The organism is Providencia sp. Je.9.19, assembly GCF_051129765.1.
Classification (GTDB): Bacteria; Pseudomonadota; Gammaproteobacteria; order Enterobacterales; family Enterobacteriaceae; genus Providencia.
Genome location: NZ_JBCPSS010000003.1, coordinates 131,553 through 150,102, shown reverse-complemented (window position 1 = coordinate 150,102; position 18,550 = coordinate 131,553). Strand labels below are relative to the sequence as shown.

15 protein-coding genes are annotated in these 18,550 nt (G+C 39.5%); 9 read left to right on the top strand and 6 right to left on the bottom strand.

Annotation, left to right across the window (positions count from 1 at the left end):
- Positions 1 to 5: 5 nt before the first annotated feature.
- The 3 genes from artP to AAZR93_RS13225 form a co-directional block, all read right to left on the bottom strand.
- Entirely contained in the window at positions 6 to 734 is a 729-nt protein-coding gene (artP, locus tag AAZR93_RS13235; RefSeq protein WP_294101175.1) for an arginine ABC transporter ATP-binding protein ArtP, read from the bottom strand.
- 98 nt (positions 735 to 832) lie between these two features.
- Positions 833 to 2,314 carry a DUF2867 domain-containing protein gene (locus AAZR93_RS13230; RefSeq protein ID WP_434720062.1) on the bottom strand — a complete coding sequence of 494 codons (1,482 nt, stop codon included), beginning with the start codon at positions 2,312 to 2,314 and terminating at the stop codon, positions 833 to 835.
- 51 nt (positions 2,315 to 2,365) lie between these two features.
- Complete coding sequence (locus tag AAZR93_RS13225; protein ID WP_294101173.1) at positions 2,366 to 3,265, bottom strand: lysine exporter LysO family protein; 900 nt, start codon at positions 3,263 to 3,265, stop codon at positions 2,366 to 2,368.
- A 322-nt stretch (positions 3,266 to 3,587) separates the two neighbouring features.
- On the opposite strand from AAZR93_RS13225, the gene AAZR93_RS13220 reads away from it, so the two are divergent.
- The 3 genes from AAZR93_RS13220 to macB all read left to right on the top strand — a co-directional run bounded on the left by AAZR93_RS13220 (position 3,588) and on the right by macB (position 8,761).
- Positions 3,588 to 5,258 (top strand): DUF2813 domain-containing protein, encoded by a 1,671-nt coding sequence (locus tag AAZR93_RS13220; RefSeq protein WP_294101164.1) that lies wholly within the window; start codon positions 3,588 to 3,590, stop codon positions 5,256 to 5,258.
- 450 nt (positions 5,259 to 5,708) lie between these two features.
- Positions 5,709 to 6,815: a macrolide transporter subunit MacA gene (macA, locus tag AAZR93_RS13215; protein WP_294101162.1), complete on the top strand. Its 1,107-nt coding sequence runs from the start codon at positions 5,709 to 5,711 to the stop codon at positions 6,813 to 6,815.
- Between the two features lie 2 nt (positions 6,816 to 6,817).
- Positions 6,818 to 8,761, top strand: a complete 1,944-nt coding sequence (gene macB, locus AAZR93_RS13210) for a macrolide ABC transporter ATP-binding protein/permease MacB (protein ID WP_434720061.1) — start codon at positions 6,818 to 6,820, stop codon at positions 8,759 to 8,761.
- A 55-nt stretch (positions 8,762 to 8,816) separates the two neighbouring features.
- On the opposite strand, the gene AAZR93_RS13205 is transcribed toward macB, so the two are convergent.
- A complete protein-coding gene (locus tag AAZR93_RS13205) occupies positions 8,817 to 10,256 on the bottom strand; it encodes a hypothetical protein (protein WP_434720060.1) in 1,440 nt (479 codons plus the stop codon).
- 452 nt (positions 10,257 to 10,708) lie between these two features.
- Between AAZR93_RS13205 and AAZR93_RS13200 the strand changes: the two genes are divergently transcribed.
- The 4 genes from AAZR93_RS13200 (at position 10,709) to AAZR93_RS13185 (ending at position 14,830) form a co-directional block, all read left to right on the top strand.
- A complete protein-coding gene (locus tag AAZR93_RS13200) occupies positions 10,709 to 12,058 on the top strand; it encodes a purine-cytosine permease family protein (protein ID WP_294101153.1) in 1,350 nt (449 codons plus the stop codon).
- Positions 12,059 to 12,062: 4 nt separating this feature from the next.
- Positions 12,063 to 12,896 (top strand): nitrilase-related carbon-nitrogen hydrolase, encoded by an 834-nt coding sequence (locus AAZR93_RS13195; RefSeq protein WP_434720059.1) that lies wholly within the window; start codon positions 12,063 to 12,065, stop codon positions 12,894 to 12,896.
- Positions 12,893 to 13,639 carry an IclR family transcriptional regulator gene (locus tag AAZR93_RS13190; protein WP_294101147.1) on the top strand — a complete coding sequence of 249 codons (747 nt, stop codon included), beginning with the start codon at positions 12,893 to 12,895 and terminating at the stop codon, positions 13,637 to 13,639. The genes AAZR93_RS13195 and AAZR93_RS13190 overlap by 4 nt, the downstream gene beginning before the upstream one ends.
- A gap of 243 nt (positions 13,640 to 13,882) precedes the next feature.
- Complete coding sequence (locus tag AAZR93_RS13185; protein ID WP_434720058.1) at positions 13,883 to 14,830, top strand: DUF1177 domain-containing protein; 948 nt, start codon at positions 13,883 to 13,885, stop codon at positions 14,828 to 14,830.
- A 95-nt stretch (positions 14,831 to 14,925) separates the two neighbouring features.
- Here the strand turns inward: AAZR93_RS13185 and cspD are convergent, their stop codons facing one another.
- The gene (gene cspD / locus AAZR93_RS13180) at positions 14,926 to 15,177 is read right to left on the bottom strand and encodes a cold shock domain-containing protein CspD (protein WP_434720057.1); all 252 of its coding nucleotides are present in this window, start codon (positions 15,175 to 15,177) and stop codon (positions 14,926 to 14,928) included.
- A 396-nt stretch (positions 15,178 to 15,573) separates the two neighbouring features.
- On the opposite strand from cspD, the gene clpS reads away from it, so the two are divergent.
- A complete protein-coding gene (clpS, locus tag AAZR93_RS13175) occupies positions 15,574 to 15,894 on the top strand; it encodes an ATP-dependent Clp protease adapter ClpS (protein ID WP_336428508.1) in 321 nt (106 codons plus the stop codon).
- Between the two features lie 30 nt (positions 15,895 to 15,924).
- Positions 15,925 to 18,210, top strand: coding sequence for an ATP-dependent Clp protease ATP-binding subunit ClpA (clpA, locus tag AAZR93_RS13170; RefSeq protein ID WP_336428506.1), 2,286 nt, complete (start codon positions 15,925 to 15,927; stop codon positions 18,208 to 18,210).
- Positions 18,211 to 18,285: 75 nt separating this feature from the next.
- On the opposite strand, the gene infA is transcribed toward clpA, so the two are convergent.
- Positions 18,286 to 18,504, bottom strand: a complete 219-nt coding sequence (infA, locus tag AAZR93_RS13165) for a translation initiation factor IF-1 (RefSeq protein ID WP_004244560.1) — start codon at positions 18,502 to 18,504, stop codon at positions 18,286 to 18,288.
- Between the last annotated feature and the right edge of the window lie 46 nt (positions 18,505 to 18,550).

Here is an 18,550-nt window from a genome sequence, read left to right as displayed (position 1 = left end):
ATCTATTAGTGAGACAGATAGTTTGCAAATGCTTGAGTTTGAGGTGCCGTAAAATGGCTTGCATCCCCTTGTTCAACGATATGGCCGTTTTCCATATACACCACACGGCTAGCGGTTTTACGGGCAATCTCCACTTCATGAGTGACGATAACCTGTGTAATACCTGTTGCAGACAATTCACGTATAATATCAACGACTTGCGCTGTAATTTCCGGGTCAAGCGCCGCAGTTGGTTCATCAAACAATAATACTTGAGGTTCCATCATCAAGGCTCTAGCAATCGCAACACGTTGTTGTTGACCGCCCGATAAATGAAGTGGGAATCGCTCAGAAAATTGGGTCAAACGTAGGCGCTCTAGCAATTTATTTGCTTTAGCTTGTGCTTCTTGTTTGGATAGTTTCAATACACGACATGGCGCTTCAATTAGGTTATCCATTACGCTTAGGTGCGGCCACAGGTTGTATTGCTGAAAAACCATGCCGACATTTTGACGTAGTTCGCGGATAGCTTTTGCATCTGGCGCGGATGTAAAGTCGAAATGTTGCCCCACAATGTTCAAGTTACCTGAACGTGGCATTTCTAATAAATTCAATACGCGCAGCAAGGAGCTTTTACCAGCGCCACTGGGTCCGAGTAATACCATGGTTTCACCTGCTGAGCACTCAAGATTAATATCAAAGAGTGCCTGATGTGAACCATAGAAACAGTTTATGTTTTTTAATTGAATGCTCATGCTTACCAATAATATCCTTTTAAACTAGTTGAGATATTAATCCTGTAAGCATATTTATGCAATATTTTATGCATAAAAATTTAATTTTTACGCTGAAATTAGTCTTGCTTTGCGGTTAAATTCTCTATTTGTTGCTGCGCTGCAAGTTGTTTGTCCCGTTCGTAGGCAAGTTCACTAATACGTTGAGCCATTCCTTTAAAAATAAATAAATGGGCTGGCATCATGGCAAACCAATATAATAGGCCACAGAATCCAGCAGGGTGCCACCATGCTCTGACATCAATAGAGCGTCGACTTCCGCTATCATGAATTGTAAAAGTTAGACGACCTAATCCGGGGGCTTTCATACCAAATAAGAGACTTAACTGCTTATTTGGCTCGAGGTGGATCACTCGCCAACCATCAACCTCATCACCTAATTGTAAGTTTTCACGGTCAGGACGGCCATATTTGACTTTATTCAACATCATGTCATCCATAATCGCACGGGTCTTCCACAGTCCATTAGCGTAAAAATAACCTTCTTTTCCACCAATTTGTTGTATGACATGCCATAAAGATTCAGGTGTTGCTGTTGTGCCGAGTGTTGCTCCGGCTTGTTTTGGATAAAAACCATAGCCCGGACGCCAGCGTTTTTTAACTTCAGGATCGTAACCCCAATCTGCGTTATCAATCGCGGCTGCTTCTTCGGCTAATGTGGTTCTCACCGCATCATCAAAAGAAACTAAATTTTGTGGGATGAGTTCACGCAAGGCTTTGTCATCAGCGGGAAGATCGTGCTGTAGTCCTTGAATAAGTTCTTTCGCAATAGAAGGAGGTACCGACGTAATCAGGCTAATGAAATGTACTGAGATCATGCTGACAGGGATAGGAAGCGGGATCAACAAACGGCGTTTACCACTGACTTTGATAAAACGTTTAAAGAGTTCTTGATAGCTAATGTACTCAGGACCAGCTGCGTCATAAATTTTGCTGTCTGTTGGCTCAACTTTAGCTATTTGAGTTAAGTAATGAAGAATGTTTTCGAGTGCGATAGGGGATGATTTGGAACGCACCCAGCGTGGTGGTGTCAAAATGGCTAGGTTGTACACCATATCCCGCATAATTTCGAAAGCCGCTGAGCCGGAGCCAACAATAATAGAGGTACGAATTTCGGTTACTGGAACTTTGCTTTCTCTTAGGATATCACCAGTCAGTTTTCTGGCAATAAGATGAGGAGAATAGCTGTGTCCATGCTGCAAAGCACTGAGGTAAATAACCTGCTTAACATTTGAGCTATCGAGTGCTTGCTGAACATTACGTGCCGCGGTGCGTTCACGTTCAATCAGGTTTGCTTGGTCTGCCATGCTATGAACAAGAAAGTAGACTATGTCTATTTCATTCATCACATCTTTAAGGGTTTCAGGATCATGTAAATCAACATAGACACAACGCGCATCTTGCCATCCTTGAGATAGCATCCAGTCAATGCGCCTAGCAGCCGCAGTCACTTCATGCCCTTCATTAATCAATTTAGGGATAAGGTTTTGCCCAATATAGCCGCTAGCGCCTAACACTAAAACACGTTGTTGGTTAACCATGTTAATTTCCTGTTTCATATAAATTAACGGCTATTGTGACTGAAATTCTACTTATGTAAAGAATGCCATAAGAATTGGCGTAATAAGACTGAGAACGAAGCCATGAACGATAGCGGCAGGCACGATTGAAACACCGCCACTGCGCTGTAATACAGGCAGAGTGAAATCCATCGAAGTTGACCCACAAATACCAAGGGCAGTGGACCGATAACGGTTAATAATAAGTGGAATAAGCATAATTGCAGCGAGTTCTCGAGCAAGGTCATTAAAAAATGCCGCACTTCCCATTACTGGGCCGTATGCATCCGTCAGTACAATGCCCGTTAATGAATACCAACCAAAACCAGAAGCTAGTGCGAGCCCCATTTTAATCGGAATTCCCAGTATTAATGCTGCAATAACACCACCAGCAAGTGCGCTGACACCCATCACGAGAGCGATAGTTGTGCCACGACGATTGATTAAAATTTGTTTAATACTCATACCACTATTACGCAATTGAATACCCACAAGTAACAATAGGAGCATAAGGGCTATTTGGCTCCCTTTATCGGCGTAATGTAGAAATTTAAAACCAGTTAAACCGACTAAAAAACCAACCAGTAACACAACACATAATTGTAAGGATTCCAGTACCATCTTGAGACGAGATGGTGGTTTTTCTTGTTTGTGTTGCGGTATTTTCCACGGGTCGAGTTTATCTAGTATCAACAAAGCAATAAGATTAAGTGAAAAAATACAACCAAAAAATGTAATGGCATAAAGTAAGATAGATATCAGATGAACGCTTAAGTTTTCAAGTAATGCGAGGGTAATTCCCATTAAAAATAAAATCACATACACCATCGAGTTAAGAGAACGATGAACAACATGAAGTATTTTTTTATTTTTAATAGAAATAAAGTAACCGAGTGTTAACGGTAGAAGAATAATGAGTAATCCTGAGTACATGGTCGCGTCCTTATAATCTATCCTATTAACAAGGGGTTGTGGCTTCAATGTTATTGATCACAAGTCTTTAATGACGGATATAATTTAACGTATGGTGCTAAAGCATTTTTTTGTTATAAACGTTTTTTTATCCGCTTGCTAACATAAAATAGGACAAAAACACTAAAAAATAAAGTTTAACCATTTTATAACACTACAAAAATATGCTCAACTTAGTTCGCTATAGTGTTGTGAAGATTTTTTATTTTGTGTGTGTGCTTATAGTAATAGATAAGGTTAATGAGTACGCTGTATTGAAGACTAAAATAGCAAGGAGAGGGATATGTATCTGGAGCGAGTAGAGATATATGGATTTAGAGGGATTAATCGACTCTCTTTAGTATTGAATAACAATACTGTGCTTATTGGTGAAAACTCGTGGGGTAAATCAAGTTTGCTTGATGCACTTGATATTCTGCTTTCCCCTGAACATAAAGATTATCAATTTAATCAACATGATTTTCATCAACCTACGGGCAATGATGAAAACGATACGCGTTTTCGCTCATTTCAAATTGTACTCAAATTTTGTGAAAGACACCAAGGCCGTCACCAATCCTTTAGATTTAAAAATTTATCATCTGTTTGGGTTGATAATAGCGATGGTTTAAAACATATATTTTTCCGTGTTAGCGCTGAATTAAAAGATGACAATAGCGTCACGATTGAGCGTAGTTTTCTAAATTCAGGTGGCAATAAATTATCATTAGATAATGTTGGCAAATACATTAAAGAGATTGTGCGTTTATATCCGGTGATCCGCTTACGAGATGCACGTTTTTTACCTAGTTTGAATCCAGAAACGATTGTTACAGGGCAAAAAGAAGTACGCGATGTGGTTAACAACCAAATAAAAGAGTTAACCCACGCACTGGTGGATAACCCTGAGCGTTTGAGTGATGAAGATCTCAGTGATGGTATTGATGCGATGCAACAATTACTGAGTCATTATTTTTCAGGTCAAAGCACCCACATGTTTAAACCTGATAACACACTTATTAATATTGAACCTCGTAAGCGCGGTTGGAAAGCGCTAGATAATATTAACCGCCTCGTTGCTAAACCAAACCAACGTAATATTCGATTGATAATACTCGGGATGTTTTCTTCGTTATTACAGGCAAAAGGAAATATCGTACTCGATAAGTACGCGCGTCCTTTAATTATTATCGAAGATCCGGAAACACGATTACACCCGATTATGCTGTCAATTGCTTGGGGCTTATTAAATCTGTTCTCACTACAAAGAATAACAACAACCAATTCAGGTGAGCTTTTATCTCAAGTTCCCGTTGAGAATCTTTGTCGTCTGGTACGTAATTCCAATAAAGTCTCGGCTTATCGTTTAAGTGAAAACGATTTGAGTCCGGAAGATCTGCGTAAAATATCATTTCACGTTCGTTTCAATCGCCCATCATCACTTTTTGCCCGTTGTTGGTTATTAGTTGAAGGTGAAACTGAAATTTGGTTGATGAGTGAATTTGCAAGGCAATGTAACTACTATTTTGAAACAGAAGGTATCAAAGTGATTGCTTTCGCACAAAGTGGTTTGAAGCCGTTATTAAAATTTGCAAATAAAATGGGAATTGAGTGGCATGTACTCACGGACGGTGATGAAGCAGGTCGAAAATATGCAGCAACAGCGATGCACTATGCAAGTCAAATGAATGATCCCGACAGAGACCGACTGACGATGTTACAGGCACCCGATATGGAACATTTCCTATATCGTGAAGGGTTTAAAAGCCTATATCATGAGATAGCTGAAATCCCTGAAAATGCCAAAGTCTCACCTCGGCGTGTGATTATCAAAGCGATATCTCGCACATCAAAACCAGATATGGCATTAGCAACAGTAAATCGCTCAGCAGAATTGGGACCAGATTCGATTCCATTACAGCTAAAAAGTATGTTTTCTAGGGTGGCTTGGTTGGCACGGGGTAAAGCTTATTAGCTTATGCTCTTCATATACTCTTCATACTTCAAGCCACATGGTTGTTGACGTGCGTTCAGCTACCCGAATCACATACTTGTGTATGCTCATCGGGATAGCTTCGCTTGTCGCCTACATGTGACTTGAATTATTTTGAGTATGACTGTTTCAAATTATATGGTGTGTTGAATTGAACGTAATCGATAACACATGGTTGTTGACGTGCGTTCAGCTACCCGAATCACATACTTGTGTATGTGATTCGGGATAGCTTCGCTTGTCGCTTACATGTGACTTGAATTATTTTGAGTATGATGAATTCAAGTCATATGGTTGATAATTATAACTTTTCAGATAAAGACTAATTATTAATCAATAGTACGTTTAACTAATCGATAAACTGTCTGATATATCATCGTTTTTTTAAGAGAGGGCGCCGCTCTCTCTTTTTGTTATAGGAATAATTTTTTAATGAAGGTGAAAGCAAGGAAAAAATGGCCAATTTATATATTGGTTATTTTGATTGTACTCGGAGCAATGGGGTTCTTTTTTAGCAATGATCAAAAAGAAGTTTTTCAAACTGTTGATGTAACACGAGGTAATCTGGATAAACAGGTATTGGCAACGGGCAAATTGGATGCCGTGCGTAAAGTTGATGTCGGGGCTCAAGTCAGCGGTCAGCTACAAACACTATACGTTAAAGAAGGGGATCAGGTTAAAAAAGGCGATTTGCTAGCGGTAATCGATCCGAAAAAAGCGCAAAACGACGTCACTGAAGCGCAAGAAACTATTCATGAATTAGAAGCTAATTTAGCACTGGTTCAAGCCGAATTAAAACTGGCACAAGTGACTTACCAACGTCAACTTAGCCTTGCTAAATTGCAGGTGGTTTCCAAACAAGATTTAGATAAAGCTAAAACCGATGTTGAAGTTAAAAAAGCCCAAGTAGCGACTTATCAAGCGCAAATTAAACGTAATCAAGCCACATTAGATACGTCGAAAACAAATCTAAATTACACCCAAATTACGGCGCCAATGGATGGTATTGTCACTTTTATTAAAACCTTACAAGGGCAAACCGTTATTGCAGCGCAAGAAGCACCAACGATTTTAACACTCGCTGATCTTAATACGATGTTAGTGAAAGCGGAAGTTTCTGAAGCCGATGTGATTTATTTAGAGCCTGGGCAACCCGCATCTTTTACGGTACTCGGTGCGCCGGATAAAAAATTTACTGGCGAATTGAAAGATATTCTTCCAACTCCTGAAAAAATTAACGATGCAATTTTTTACTATGCCCGTTTCGAAGTACCGAATCCTCAGCACTTATTAAAATTACAAATGACTGCCCAAGTTACTATTGAGCTGGACTCACATAAAAACGTTCTTTTATTGCCTCTTTCAGCGTTAGGTGACGAGATTTCAGCGCAACTTTATGAAGTCGAAGTGCTTAATGGTGATAAAACTGAGAAAAAGCAGGTAGAAATTGGTAATCGTAATAATGTGTATGTCGAAGTGGTCAAAGGGCTAACCGAAGGTGAAAAAGTGGTTGTTGGGCGTAGTGGTGCGGAGAATTAATTATGTCTGCATTACTTGAGCTAAACGCTATTACCCGCCGTTATCCCGCAGGCGATAGCGAAGTCACCGTACTTAAAAATGTTTCGCTAAAAATTAGTGCGGGCGAAATGGTTGCAATCATTGGTGCATCTGGCTCGGGCAAATCAACCTTAATGAATATTATTGGTTGTTTAGATAAACCCTCTTCGGGTGAGTACTATGTTGCCGAACAAAATACGGCAGTTTTAGACAATGATAGCCTTGCAGAGCTTCGTCGAGAATACTTTGGATTTATTTTTCAACGTTATCACTTACTTAGCCACCTAACTGCCGAACAGAATGTTGAAATTCCCGCGGTTTATGCAGGTGCGGGAAAAGCGCAACGGCGTGAGCGTGCAGAACAATTATTAGCACGCTTAGGGCTTGAGGAGCGTATTCATTATCGACCTAGCCAACTTTCAGGCGGGCAACAGCAACGCGTGAGTATTGCCAGAGCCTTAATGAACGGTGGGCAAGTGATATTGGCAGATGAACCAACGGGCGCGTTAGATAGCCACTCGGGTGAGGAGGTGATGAAAATCCTAAAAGACCTCTGCGCTCAGGGACATACTGTGATTATCGTTACCCATGATCCTAAAGTGGCACAACAAGCCGAGCGGATTGTGGAGATAAAAGATGGTGAAATTATTAGTGATTCAGGGATGGCATCAACTCATGTGGTTGAGCCATTGCCAAAACCACCGGTAAGAAAGCTTACTTTTGGGCAAGTTTTTGGGCGCTTTAATGAAGCGCTTTTGATGGCATGGCGCGCAATGGTAGTCAATAAAATGCGCACTTTGTTAACGATGTTAGGGATTATTATTGGTATTGCCTCAGTGGTCTCTATCATGGTTATCGGTGATGCAGCCCAAGGCATGGTACTTAATGATATTAAATCTATTGGTACTAATACTATCTCTATTTATCCCGGTACCGATTTTGGCAGTGATGATGCACAAAATCGGCAATCACTTAAAGCGTCGGATATTACGGCGATTGCTCAACAGCCCTATGTTCATGCGGTTTCTGGTACGCTAGATAGCTCAACAAGACTACGAAAAGGTAATTTAGACGCTTCTGCTCAGCTTTCAGGTATTGGTCGAGACTATTTTAGTGTTCATGCCGCTAAGTTTACTGAAGGTATGAATTTTACGCAGGATATGGTTGATAGACGGGCCCAAGTTGTGGTTATTGATGCGAATACTAAGCGTCGATTTTTTCCTAAACAAGAACGTGTTATTGGGGAAACGTTATTAATTGGTAATATGCCAGCAACCGTTATCGGGGTATTGGAAGAGCAAAAATCAGTTTTTGGCTCAAATAAAACGTTATCTATTTGGTTGCCCGATACCACAGTGAACAGTAAAATTTTAAATCGCCCTTATTACGATAGCATTGTGGTGCGAGTGAAAGATGGTTTTGATGCGCAAATGGTTGAGCAGCAACTGACGCGGTTGTTAACATTACGCCATGGTAAGAAAGATATTTTTACTTATAATCTTGATACTTTTGTAAAAACTGCAGAAAAAACCACGCAAACAATGCAGCTGTTTCTTACGTTAGTTGCCGTTATTTCGCTGGTAGTCGGTGGTATTGGTGTGATGAATATCATGCTCGTATCGGTCACAGAAAGAACGCGTGAAATTGGTATACGGATGGCGGTAGGCGCTCGAACAAGTGATGTAATGCAGCAATTTTTAATTGAAGCTGTTTTAGTTTGCTTGATGGGTGGTTTGATGGGGATCGGTTTGTCTTATGGTATTAGCTTGCTCGCGCAGATGGCTTTACCTGGCTGGACATTCTCTTTTGACCCAATTGCCTTATTAAGCGCTTTTCTGTGTTCTACTGCTATTGGCATTATTTTTGGATTTTTACCTGCGAGAAGTGCGGCAAGATTGAATCCGATTGATGCTTTAGCTAGAGAATAATGGGCTAATCAATACTCTCCTCTGCGTTAAACAATTCAATGCAGAGGAGGTTGATTTAAGTGGTTTTGAGTCGATTTAATATCTGACCTCTCCAGTCAATATAAACATCGTTACTTTTATATTTTTGATATTCATTCATTGATGCATTGATTAAATCAATAGTTATATTGACGTTATTAAGCTCTGAATAGAGCCTATAAACCTTTCTACCTATCTTAAGTTTGAGTGTAAGTTCATCATTTTCTGGATAGTAATGTTCAAAGGTCAGTTTTGCGTTATTTCGCATGGAAATAGTTATTTTATTTTTTGCGAGCAATTTTTTAGTTGCCGAGTGCTCACTTTTTTGTGTGATGGTGTGTAAGTCTAATCTGTTGTTATTATGAGTGGATTGTTCGAATAATTGTACTTCACCAATGATTTGTATTTTTTCTTGTTCTTGTTCAGTGAGATTCGTGAATTTAATTATGTTGTTAGAAATGGTCGTTGGAATTCGATTAATGACCTCGATTATCTTATTTAGATCATTAGTTTCTATAATGCCTTTATTAGGTTCGAAAAAGCTAAATTTATGCTTCTTTTGCTTAGTGTCATATTTCGCCGTAATTGCCATTGCATGATTGTGCGTTCCATAAATGGCAAAAAAATCTTTATTTTGTCTTTTTGCAATATTAATCGAATTTATTAGGTTGAATTTTGTGATGCTTTTCCATTTGTGAACTGTGTTTTCATAAGCATCATAAGGCTTGTTATTGTCATATGTGAGCCCTGAATTGATATTAAATAATGTGGTCTTAAACTCATGGAATGCAGCACAATGGTGATAAGCATCTAAAAGAAACAGTTTTGTATCATCGGCAGTTAAGTTTTTTTTATGGCGAATTTTATCATAAATAGTAGCGCAACTTTTGCGTAATTCAGGCGCTTTAACGTCAATGTTTTTTTCTATTTTTTCATATAATTGATTAATTATCTCTCTTTCAATATCTGCATTAATATAATGATATTCAATCATCTTTTTTTCATTTCTATTGATGTCTAAGCAGTAATTTATGTACTCTTGGTTTGTTTCATTAGGAAGTTTTGGTGGAAGTGTTTTCTTTTTTAGATTAGCGCACATCTGGTGATAGTAAATTGCTTTAGTTTCATTTATCTGTAGTTTTAATGCATCTAAATAATATTTTTTAGTCGCCTCAAAAGCTAATTCTCGATAAGCCATATTATTATAATTTATGATAGGGTTATCACTAGGTATATCAAGCTTGGCAAGATTGAGAACGTTATTAAGATGCTTTATAAATTCTAAGCCCAGCCCTTTATTTTCATAAGCAATATAAGTATGTGAGAGACCAACACAAATACCTTCAATTGAAAGATTAATATTACCAGTGCTAATTATTTGATCTGTGAATTTTTCTGTTGTTTTTTTGTTACTACAAGCAAAACGGAGTAAATTTGTTTGGTGAAATTTTGTGGGATAGTTGAGTTCAATTGACATATTCTTATTTCCGCAAATTGTTAATGTATATAAGGTTAACAATTAGCTAATTAATCCTCTTTCAAAAAACATTTCCCTCAAGTTCATCCAGTCATCGAAATCTCACAATTTGTGCGTATTATGAGTAAACCCTATTACTATTGATGATATTTGGCTTAAGGAATAGTCCTATTTTTGAACTTCTTCATTTTTTGTAAAATTGCGCTAATCAAATGCACGAAATTCAACCTATTCATTTTTAATCTTATTTTTTTCGTTACTACGTATTTCCACGGTCACTTAAATATCCCATAATAAAAAAGTTATCTGAAAAGATAAATTCTACTTGCGATTAGGTATCGATCATGGATATTATTTGCATGTAGAATAAATGAAACCTAGTTCCATATAATGGAACTTATACTTAGCCAAGTTAAAATAAAGCAAAGACAACCACACAGCAGGTGCAATATATGGCGAATAAAGTAGGTGAAGATTATTCTTTGGCTCGAGTACCACAAAGTGCTCGTAGACCATTTTATGAAGTGTTGATTCTACGAATTGGCGCACTAGCTTGTGTTTCACAAGTGATGTTAGGTGCAGCTCTCGGTTACGGATTAACTTTTTGGCAGGCGTTTTGGGCAACCATGCTAGGCTCGGTTATTTTACAAGTCGTAAGCTGGGGACTCGGGGCGGCTGCATGCCGCGAAGGAATGTCAATCAGTCTACTTTCTAGGTGGTCTGGATTTGGTAAGTTGGGCTCAGCATTAATTGGAGGTGCAATTGCAATCTCCTTAATGGGATGGTTCGGCGTGCAAAATGGCTTCTTTGCGGACGGAATGTATAAAGCGACTAATGTGCTAACACCAGGGACTTGGTCACTTATTACAGGTATTGCGGTGACGATTATCACAGTATATGGATACAAATTTTTATCTATTACTGCCAATATTTCAACGCCGCTATTTTTATTTGCACTCGGTTGGGCAACCTATAATTTATTATCGGGTCATGACATTAGCACTTTAATTAATGCCACTGAACCTGCCGGACCACTTATGACTATGCCTGCCGCAATCACGATGGTTGCAGGTGGGTTTATCATAGCGGCTGTTACAACACCAGATATTAGCCGCTTTATGAAAGGGCCTAAAGATGTGTTTTGGATGACGCTCATCGGCACATTTTTTGGTGAACTTTTAGTCAACATGATTTCTGTTTTAATGGCACTGGCACTACGCACGAGTGAAGTCTTTGACTTAATGATGGCGCTAACAGGCTTATTAGGCGCATCAATTGTTATCTTTTCTACAATAAAAATGAATGATATCAATCTTTACTCATCATCTTTAGGTTTTTCAACACTCTTAAATGCCATTTTTAACAAACGTTTTGATCGTCGCTATCTGACATGGGTTATCGGTATTTTCGGTACCATTGCTTCAATGTTAGGGATTTTAGATAACTTTATCGGTTTTCTAATTTACTTAGGAATCGCGATCCCACCTGTTGCAGGCATTATGGTGGTTGATTATTACCTATTAAAACGCGATAGAAAAGAACTAGATATAACCCGAGAGCAAGGAATTTTACCGCAAACTTGTGAAGCCTATAACCCAATAACGTTGTTTGTGTGGTTACTTGCTGTCATCGTCGGTTGGGTGACTTCTGCACTGGGTCCGTTTAATACCGACTTTGGCGTACCTGCATTGAACTCATTACTGACGGGTGCCATTGTTTATTGGTTAGCAATGCGTTGGCAGGCCAAAATGAAGGGTGTAGATTCTGTTCATTTTCGTAAAGTGACGAATACTGAAGGGTAGAGCGATGAAAGATAATACAGTTAAAGTTGCTCTTGCTCAGTTTAACTCTGAATTAGGTAACAAGCAGAGTAACTTACAGCGTATGGTTGAATTTTGTCAGCAAGCCGCAGAGCAGGGAGCAAAACTTATTTGTTTTCCTGAACTTGCGACTACGGGTTATCGCGGTGATTTACTGTCAACTAAACTGTGGGATCTCAGTGATAGCGCTGGAAGCGAAACTTACACTTTGTTTAGTACCCTCGCGACACGTTTAAACATCACTATTGTGAGTGGATTTGTTGAGCGTGGCGACTATTTAGGTGAAGTTTACAATTCAGTTGGTGTATGGAATCCAGGTTGTGATGGGGTAAGTGGCGTATTTCGTAAAGTTCATGCTTTTGGCATGGAAAAGCAGTGGTTTAGCGGTGGTAATAGCTTCCCAGTATTTGAGACGCCGATTGGTAAAATTGGTGTCATGATTTGCTATGACATGGGTTTTCCTGAAGTTGCCCGCATTCTAACCTTGCAGGGGGCTGAACTCTTATTAGCGCCTTCTGCTTGGTGTGTTCAAGATAGCGATGTCTGGGATATTAATAGTGCCTGTCGTGCCTTAGAAAATGGCACGCATTTGCTTGCCGTTAATCGCTGGGGCCATGAAGGGGATTTACACCTTTTTGGCGGCAGTAAAGTTCTAGGGCCAAGAGGACAAGTGCTTTGTGAGGCGAGTCGTGATGGTGAAGCGCTATTGATTGGTGAAATTGATTTTCGTTCTCAAGCGCATACTCGTTTAAACGTGCCTTATCTTAGAGATAGAAAGCCGCAAAGTTATGGCTTATTGGCTCAGGACATTAAATTATGAGCATTTTATCGAGTGTAGTTGATGTCTATCAGTTGTTTCTGCGTTCAGGTAATGAGCTAACAGTTACAACACTCGTGAATGAATTGGGTATGCCAAAAAGTTCAGCTTCACGTTTGTTAAAGCAAATGGCAGAGCTGGGTTTGTTAGAAAAGAAGAGTAATGCCCCAATTTATCGACCGGGCTTATTAATCATGGAGCTAGCACATCGCGCTCGAGGCATGAATCCACTTATTGACATGACATTAGAAGCACTTGATGAGTTGACTAAAGATAGTGGATTTACCAGTTATGTTTCAGCGCTTGATGACGACAAAGTCAGAGTCGTACATGCACGTATTGGTAATAGTATGCTGCAAGTCATTACGCAGCCAGGCACACGGTTACCAATTATCGGAACATCGACAGGCCGTGCATTATTATCACGACTACCTGCCGATAAAAGAGCTGAAATTATCAGCCAGCAGCCGGTAGATGCACAAGCGAAGTTAATCTCACAATTGGCTTTAATTGAAGAGCGTGGCTGGGAGTTTTCAGTCAATGAATCTGTTGCTGGCGTCGCTTCTGTCTCCAGTACGGTATTTGATCCTTCACAGGATACGCTATATGCCCTTTGTTTGAGCTTACCTGAATCACAGATGGATCAACAAATTATGAACCAATTAGCGGTTAATCTTTGCTATAAAGCCTCCTATTTAGGCTGCATGGTAGGAGACCCTTATTGGTTAAAACGTAGTATCAAGTAGTTGTTTTCATCAGTAATGCAATTCGTTGTTATCAATATCGTTGTTGTTCTAGCAGTACCTATAATTAAAATTAAATTTCAAAGTGCGTGAATTACGCCTTCACCAGGAAAAGTAAACCTTAGTTTTTTGGAATTAAGGTTTATTCAGGGCGAAAGGATTTAGGTATGAATTTTTGAATTCAATACAAGAGTCTGAGTAGCCCAACATTTATCTAAAAAAATAATTAGAATTAAAGGAAGTACAATGAGTCTAAAGCAAACCCTTTGCGTATACGAGCTAATCGATTGCGCTGATGTCAAGGGAGAGGACATTGTTGCATTATTTCAGTCATTCCCCGCGATCCAAGCTACTTCAACAACGGTTAAAGATGCCAAAGGTCAAAGTGATTTTATCCGTATTGTTATTCCCGGTTCTCAAGGGAAATCTCAAGGCAAAAATGCACCTACGATGGGAATTATTGGCCGCTTAGGTGGAATAGGCGCAAGGCCGTCGCGTATTGGTGTTGTTTCTGATGCTGATGGTGCAATCGCCGCGATTACAACCGCGTTAAAATTAGCTAAAATGCATGAGAAAGGTGATGTGCTAAAGGGTGACGTGATTATTACCACGCATATTTGCCCTAATGCGCCAACTCGCCCTCACTCTCCCGTTGATTTTATGGACTCACCTCTTGAAGATGAGACTATGAATATAAATGAAGCGATAGTTGAAGCCGATGCAATTTTATCCGTGGATACCACTAAAGGTAATCGACTCATTAATCATAAAGGCTATGCGTTATCACCAACGGTGAAAGAGGGCTATATATTGCCTGTTTCAGAAGATCTGATCCGTTTGATGGAATGGAGTAGTGGGCAAAAAGCCGTCACTTTTCCGTTATCTATTCAGGATATAACGCCATACGGTAATGGGCTTCATCACATCAATAGTATTATGCAGCCATCAGTTTCAACATCGGCACCGGTTGTTGGTGTAGCTATCTGCTCAGAAACTGTAGTACCGGGATGCTCAACGGGTGCGAGCCATGAAGTTGATATTGCTACAACGGTAAAGTTTATGATTGAAGTTGCTAAAGAATTTGGTGAAGGGGCATGTACCTTTTATGATGTGGAACAATTTAAGTTGTTGACGTCGTTATATGGCAATATGACTCACTTTCAGGCTTCAGGTTGTTCTTCTTCCAATAAATAAATTTTAGCCCGCCATCATAAAATAATAGTCACAGTTAATTAAAATCTTTATTAATAGTATAGGTATAATTAACTGTGCTTTATTACCATAAGTTATTAGTTCGTTTCAGAATTATTTTCTTCAAAACTGTTTTCATTATTGTCTTCAATAGGAATAATAAGGTTTGCGTGATTACCTTTTGGACCAATATTAACGCTAAAATTAACTTTTTGACCTGCTTTTAGTGTTCTGTAACCGTCCATTTGGATACAAGAATAATGAGCAAAAATATCTTCGCCACCTTCAGCTGCACAAATAAAACCAAAACCTTTAGCGTTATTGAACCACTTAACGATGCCTGTTTCCATATTTTATCCTTTCAATTGCAAATGATTGTTTTACGGATATGTATAAAATACACTCAGTCACTAAGTATAATTACAGATGCTTATTGATTGCAAATCATACTGCCGTAAATTGCCTTTTAAGGTCAAGTGACGAAAGTAGATAATAATTAAAAATGAGTAAAATTAGCTTAAATGGCAAATGTTATACGAGGTAATATGTCATAAAATGATATATTATTTGGCGTGTGAGTTGATTCCATTTGCATGCTACACTAGCTATAACAAAAAAAAGTAGCTGCTAAATCTATTCGCCTAGGCTTTATTGAACAAATCATTTGTTTGATAGAAATCATTGATAATAAAGACTATGCTTAAATTGAAATTCAACACTGAGTAAGACGACTGAGCAATAAAGTAATGAGCGATTTTTTAGGAACATTTAAAACGGACGTCATTTTTAAAGATGAAGTCAAGCAAACGCTGCAACCACCATCAATGTATAAGGTTCTATTAAATAATGATGATTACACTCCGATGGATTTTGTTGTCGAAGTGTTACAAAAATACTTTTCTTTTGATGAAGAACGCGCTACACAGATAATGTTAGATGTACATTTTCAAGGAAAAGGAATTTGTGGAGTATTTACCGCAGAGGTTGCTGAAATGAAAGCGGCGCAAGTGAACACATTTGCTCGCGAACATGAATACCCTTTGCTTTGCACTATAGAAAAGGTCTGATTCCGCTAATATCAATTTTGGGAGGCGCTTATGCTCAATCAAGAACTAGAGCTTAGTCTAAATGTCGCTTTTACTAAAGCGAAAGACAGTCGACATGAATTTATGACTGTAGAGCACCTATTGCTGGCTTTATTGAGTAATGTCTCTGCACGTGAAGCATTAGAAGCTTGTAAGGTTGATCTTGTCGCACTTAGGCAAGAACTAGAACACTTCATCGCGCAAACTACGCCACTGTTACCTGAAAATGATAACCGCGATACCCAGCCAACACTTAGTTTTCAGCGTGTACTGCAAAGAGCCGTTTTTCATGTTCAGTCATCGGGTCGTAATGAAGTGACTGGGGCAAACGTGCTTGTTGCTATTTTCAGTGAACAAGAATCTCAAGCTGCTTACTTACTGCGTAAACACGATGTGAGCCGGCTAGATGTGGTGAATTATATTTCTCATGGTTCAGTGAAAGGCGATGAGTCTCAGGCGTCAGATCAAGACTTATCTAATAACAGTGCCCCAAATGAAGAACAGATGGTCTCAGAAGACCATATGGACAACTTTACGTCTAATCTTAACCAACAGGCTAAGAAAGGTAATATCGACCCGCTGGTGGGACGTCAGGCTGAATTAGAGCGAACAATTCAGATTCTATGCCGTCGTCGTAAAAATAACCCGCTGTTGGTCGGTGAGTCTGGCGTGGGTAAAACGGCAATAGCAGAAGGGCTTGCATGGCGCATTGAGCAAAACGATGTCCCAGAAGTCATGAAAGACTGTACAATTTATTCATTGGATATCGGTTCATTACTTGCGGGTACCAAATATCGTGGTGATTTTGAAAAACGCTTCAAAGCGCTACTAAAAATGCTAGAAAAAGATCCTAAAAGCATTTTATTCATTGATGAGATCCACACTATCATCGGTGCAGGTGCAGCTTCAGGCGGTCAGGTGGATGCAGCAAACTTAATTAAACCGCTGCTGTCTGGTGGACGTATTCGTGTTATTGGTTCAACCACATATCAAGAGTTTAGTAATATTTTTGAAAAAGACCGAGCATTAGCGCGTCGCTTCCAAAAAATAGATATTGTTGAGCCAACCCCAGAAGAAACAGTTCGAATTATTACTGGATTAAAACCTAAATATGAAGCGCACCATGACGTGCGTTATACCGCTAAAGCAATTCAAGCGGCAGTGGATCTCTCCATTAAATATATTACGGATAGGCATCTTCCTGATAAAGCGATTGATGTTATCGATGAAGCAGGCGCTCGCACACGTTTAGTGGCGCCAAGCAAGCGCAAGAAAACCATCGGTGTACCTGAAATTGAGACTATTGTGGCGCGTATTGCCCGTATTCCTGAAAAAACAGTGTCATCAAGTGATAAAGATAAGTTAAAGACCTTAGATTCACGTTTGAAAATGCTCGTTTTTGGGCAAGATAAAGCCATAGATGCTTTATCTGAAGCAATCAAAATGAATCGTGCCGGTTTAGGGTTGGAACATAAGCCTGTCGGCTCATTTCTTTTTGCAGGGCCAACTGGGGTGGGTAAAACTGAGGTTACAGTTCAGTTAGCAAAAGCGTTAGATATTAAATTATTGCGCTTTGATATGTCTGAGTACATGGAACGTCATACGGTGAGCCGCTTAATTGGTGCACCTCCAGGTTATGTTGGCTTTGATCAAGGTGGACTACTCACTGATGCCGTGATTAAGCATCCACATTCAGTTGTTTTACTGGATGAAATAGAAAAAGCGCATCCTGATGTGTTTAATATTTTATTACAAGTGATGGATCACGGAACATTGACGGATAACAACGGGCGCAAAGCGGATTTCCGTAATGTGGTTGTTGTGATGACAACTAACGCAGGGGTTCAAGAAACGCAACGTCGTGCTATTGGCTTTGCTGATCAAGACAACAGTACCGATGCTATGGCTGAAATCAAAAAAACGTTTTCACCTGAATTCCGTAACCGCCTTGATGGCATTATCTGGTTTAATACATTGACTCAGGATGTGATTACGCAAGTAGTTGATAAATTTATTGTTGAGCTGCAAGCGCAGTTAGATGATAAAGGTGTGTCTATTGAAGTTAGCAAAGGTGCTCGTGCGTGGTTATGTGAGAAGGGTTATGACAAAGCGATGGGAGCCCGACCTATGGCACGCATTATTCAGGATAACCTGAAGAAACCGTTAGCAAATGAATTACTATTTGGTTCGTTAACTAATGGTGGCTCTGTAAGTATCGGGCTTGATGAAAAAAGTAACACACTGACATTCAGTTTCAGTAGCGTAAACAAGGCCTTTCCGGAAGACGCGGTATTCTGACGAATAGACCACAGGTGTGTGGTGCATTTTGCACACCACCTGTGGCAATTTCAGGCCTTGCTTGGCGATAAATAATTAACGGCTACGGAAAATGATACGGCCTTTGCTCAGGTCATATGGTGTTAACTCTACAGTCACCTTGTCGCCTGTCAGGATGCGGATATAGTTTTTACGCATTTTTCCAGAAATATGGGCAGTCACGACGTGACCGTTTTCTAGTTCAACACGGAACATTGTGTTTGGCAGGGTATCTAAAACTGTGCCCTGCATTTCAATATTGTCTTCTTTGGCCATCTAATCCTCTAAAGTATAATAACCGTGGTTTTTATCGGGCAAGATA

What these genes read in the sequence shown, in the direction of transcription:
- cspD (WP_434720057.1), bottom strand. Translation starts at nt 15,177, where the DNA reads ATGGAAACAGGCATCGTTAAGTGGTTCAATAACGCTAAAGGTTTTGGT.
- AAZR93_RS13200 (WP_294101153.1), top strand. Translation starts at nt 10,709, where the DNA reads ATGGCGAATAAAGTAGGTGAAGATTATTCTTTGGCTCGAGTACCACAA.
- AAZR93_RS13185 (WP_434720058.1), top strand. Translation starts at nt 13,883, where the DNA reads ATGAGTCTAAAGCAAACCCTTTGCGTATACGAGCTAATCGATTGCGCT.
- AAZR93_RS13205 (WP_434720060.1), bottom strand. Translation starts at nt 10,256, where the DNA reads ATGTCAATTGAACTCAACTATCCCACAAAATTTCACCAAACAAATTTA.
- clpS (WP_336428508.1), top strand. Translation starts at nt 15,574, where the DNA reads ATGAGCGATTTTTTAGGAACATTTAAAACGGACGTCATTTTTAAAGAT.
- macA (WP_294101162.1), top strand. Translation starts at nt 5,709, where the DNA reads ATGAAGGTGAAAGCAAGGAAAAAATGGCCAATTTATATATTGGTTATT.
- AAZR93_RS13195 (WP_434720059.1), top strand. Translation starts at nt 12,063, where the DNA reads ATGAAAGATAATACAGTTAAAGTTGCTCTTGCTCAGTTTAACTCTGAA.
- AAZR93_RS13190 (WP_294101147.1), top strand. Translation starts at nt 12,893, where the DNA reads ATGAGCATTTTATCGAGTGTAGTTGATGTCTATCAGTTGTTTCTGCGT.
- macB (WP_434720061.1), top strand. Translation starts at nt 6,818, where the DNA reads ATGTCTGCATTACTTGAGCTAAACGCTATTACCCGCCGTTATCCCGCA.
- AAZR93_RS13220 (WP_294101164.1), top strand. Translation starts at nt 3,588, where the DNA reads ATGTATCTGGAGCGAGTAGAGATATATGGATTTAGAGGGATTAATCGA.
- artP (WP_294101175.1), bottom strand. Translation starts at nt 734, where the DNA reads ATGAGCATTCAATTAAAAAACATAAACTGTTTCTATGGTTCACATCAG.
- AAZR93_RS13230 (WP_434720062.1), bottom strand. Translation starts at nt 2,314, where the DNA reads ATGGTTAACCAACAACGTGTTTTAGTGTTAGGCGCTAGCGGCTATATT.
- clpA (WP_336428506.1), top strand. Translation starts at nt 15,925, where the DNA reads ATGCTCAATCAAGAACTAGAGCTTAGTCTAAATGTCGCTTTTACTAAA.
- infA (WP_004244560.1), bottom strand. Translation starts at nt 18,504, where the DNA reads ATGGCCAAAGAAGACAATATTGAAATGCAGGGCACAGTTTTAGATACC.
- AAZR93_RS13225 (WP_294101173.1), bottom strand. Translation starts at nt 3,265, where the DNA reads ATGTACTCAGGATTACTCATTATTCTTCTACCGTTAACACTCGGTTAC.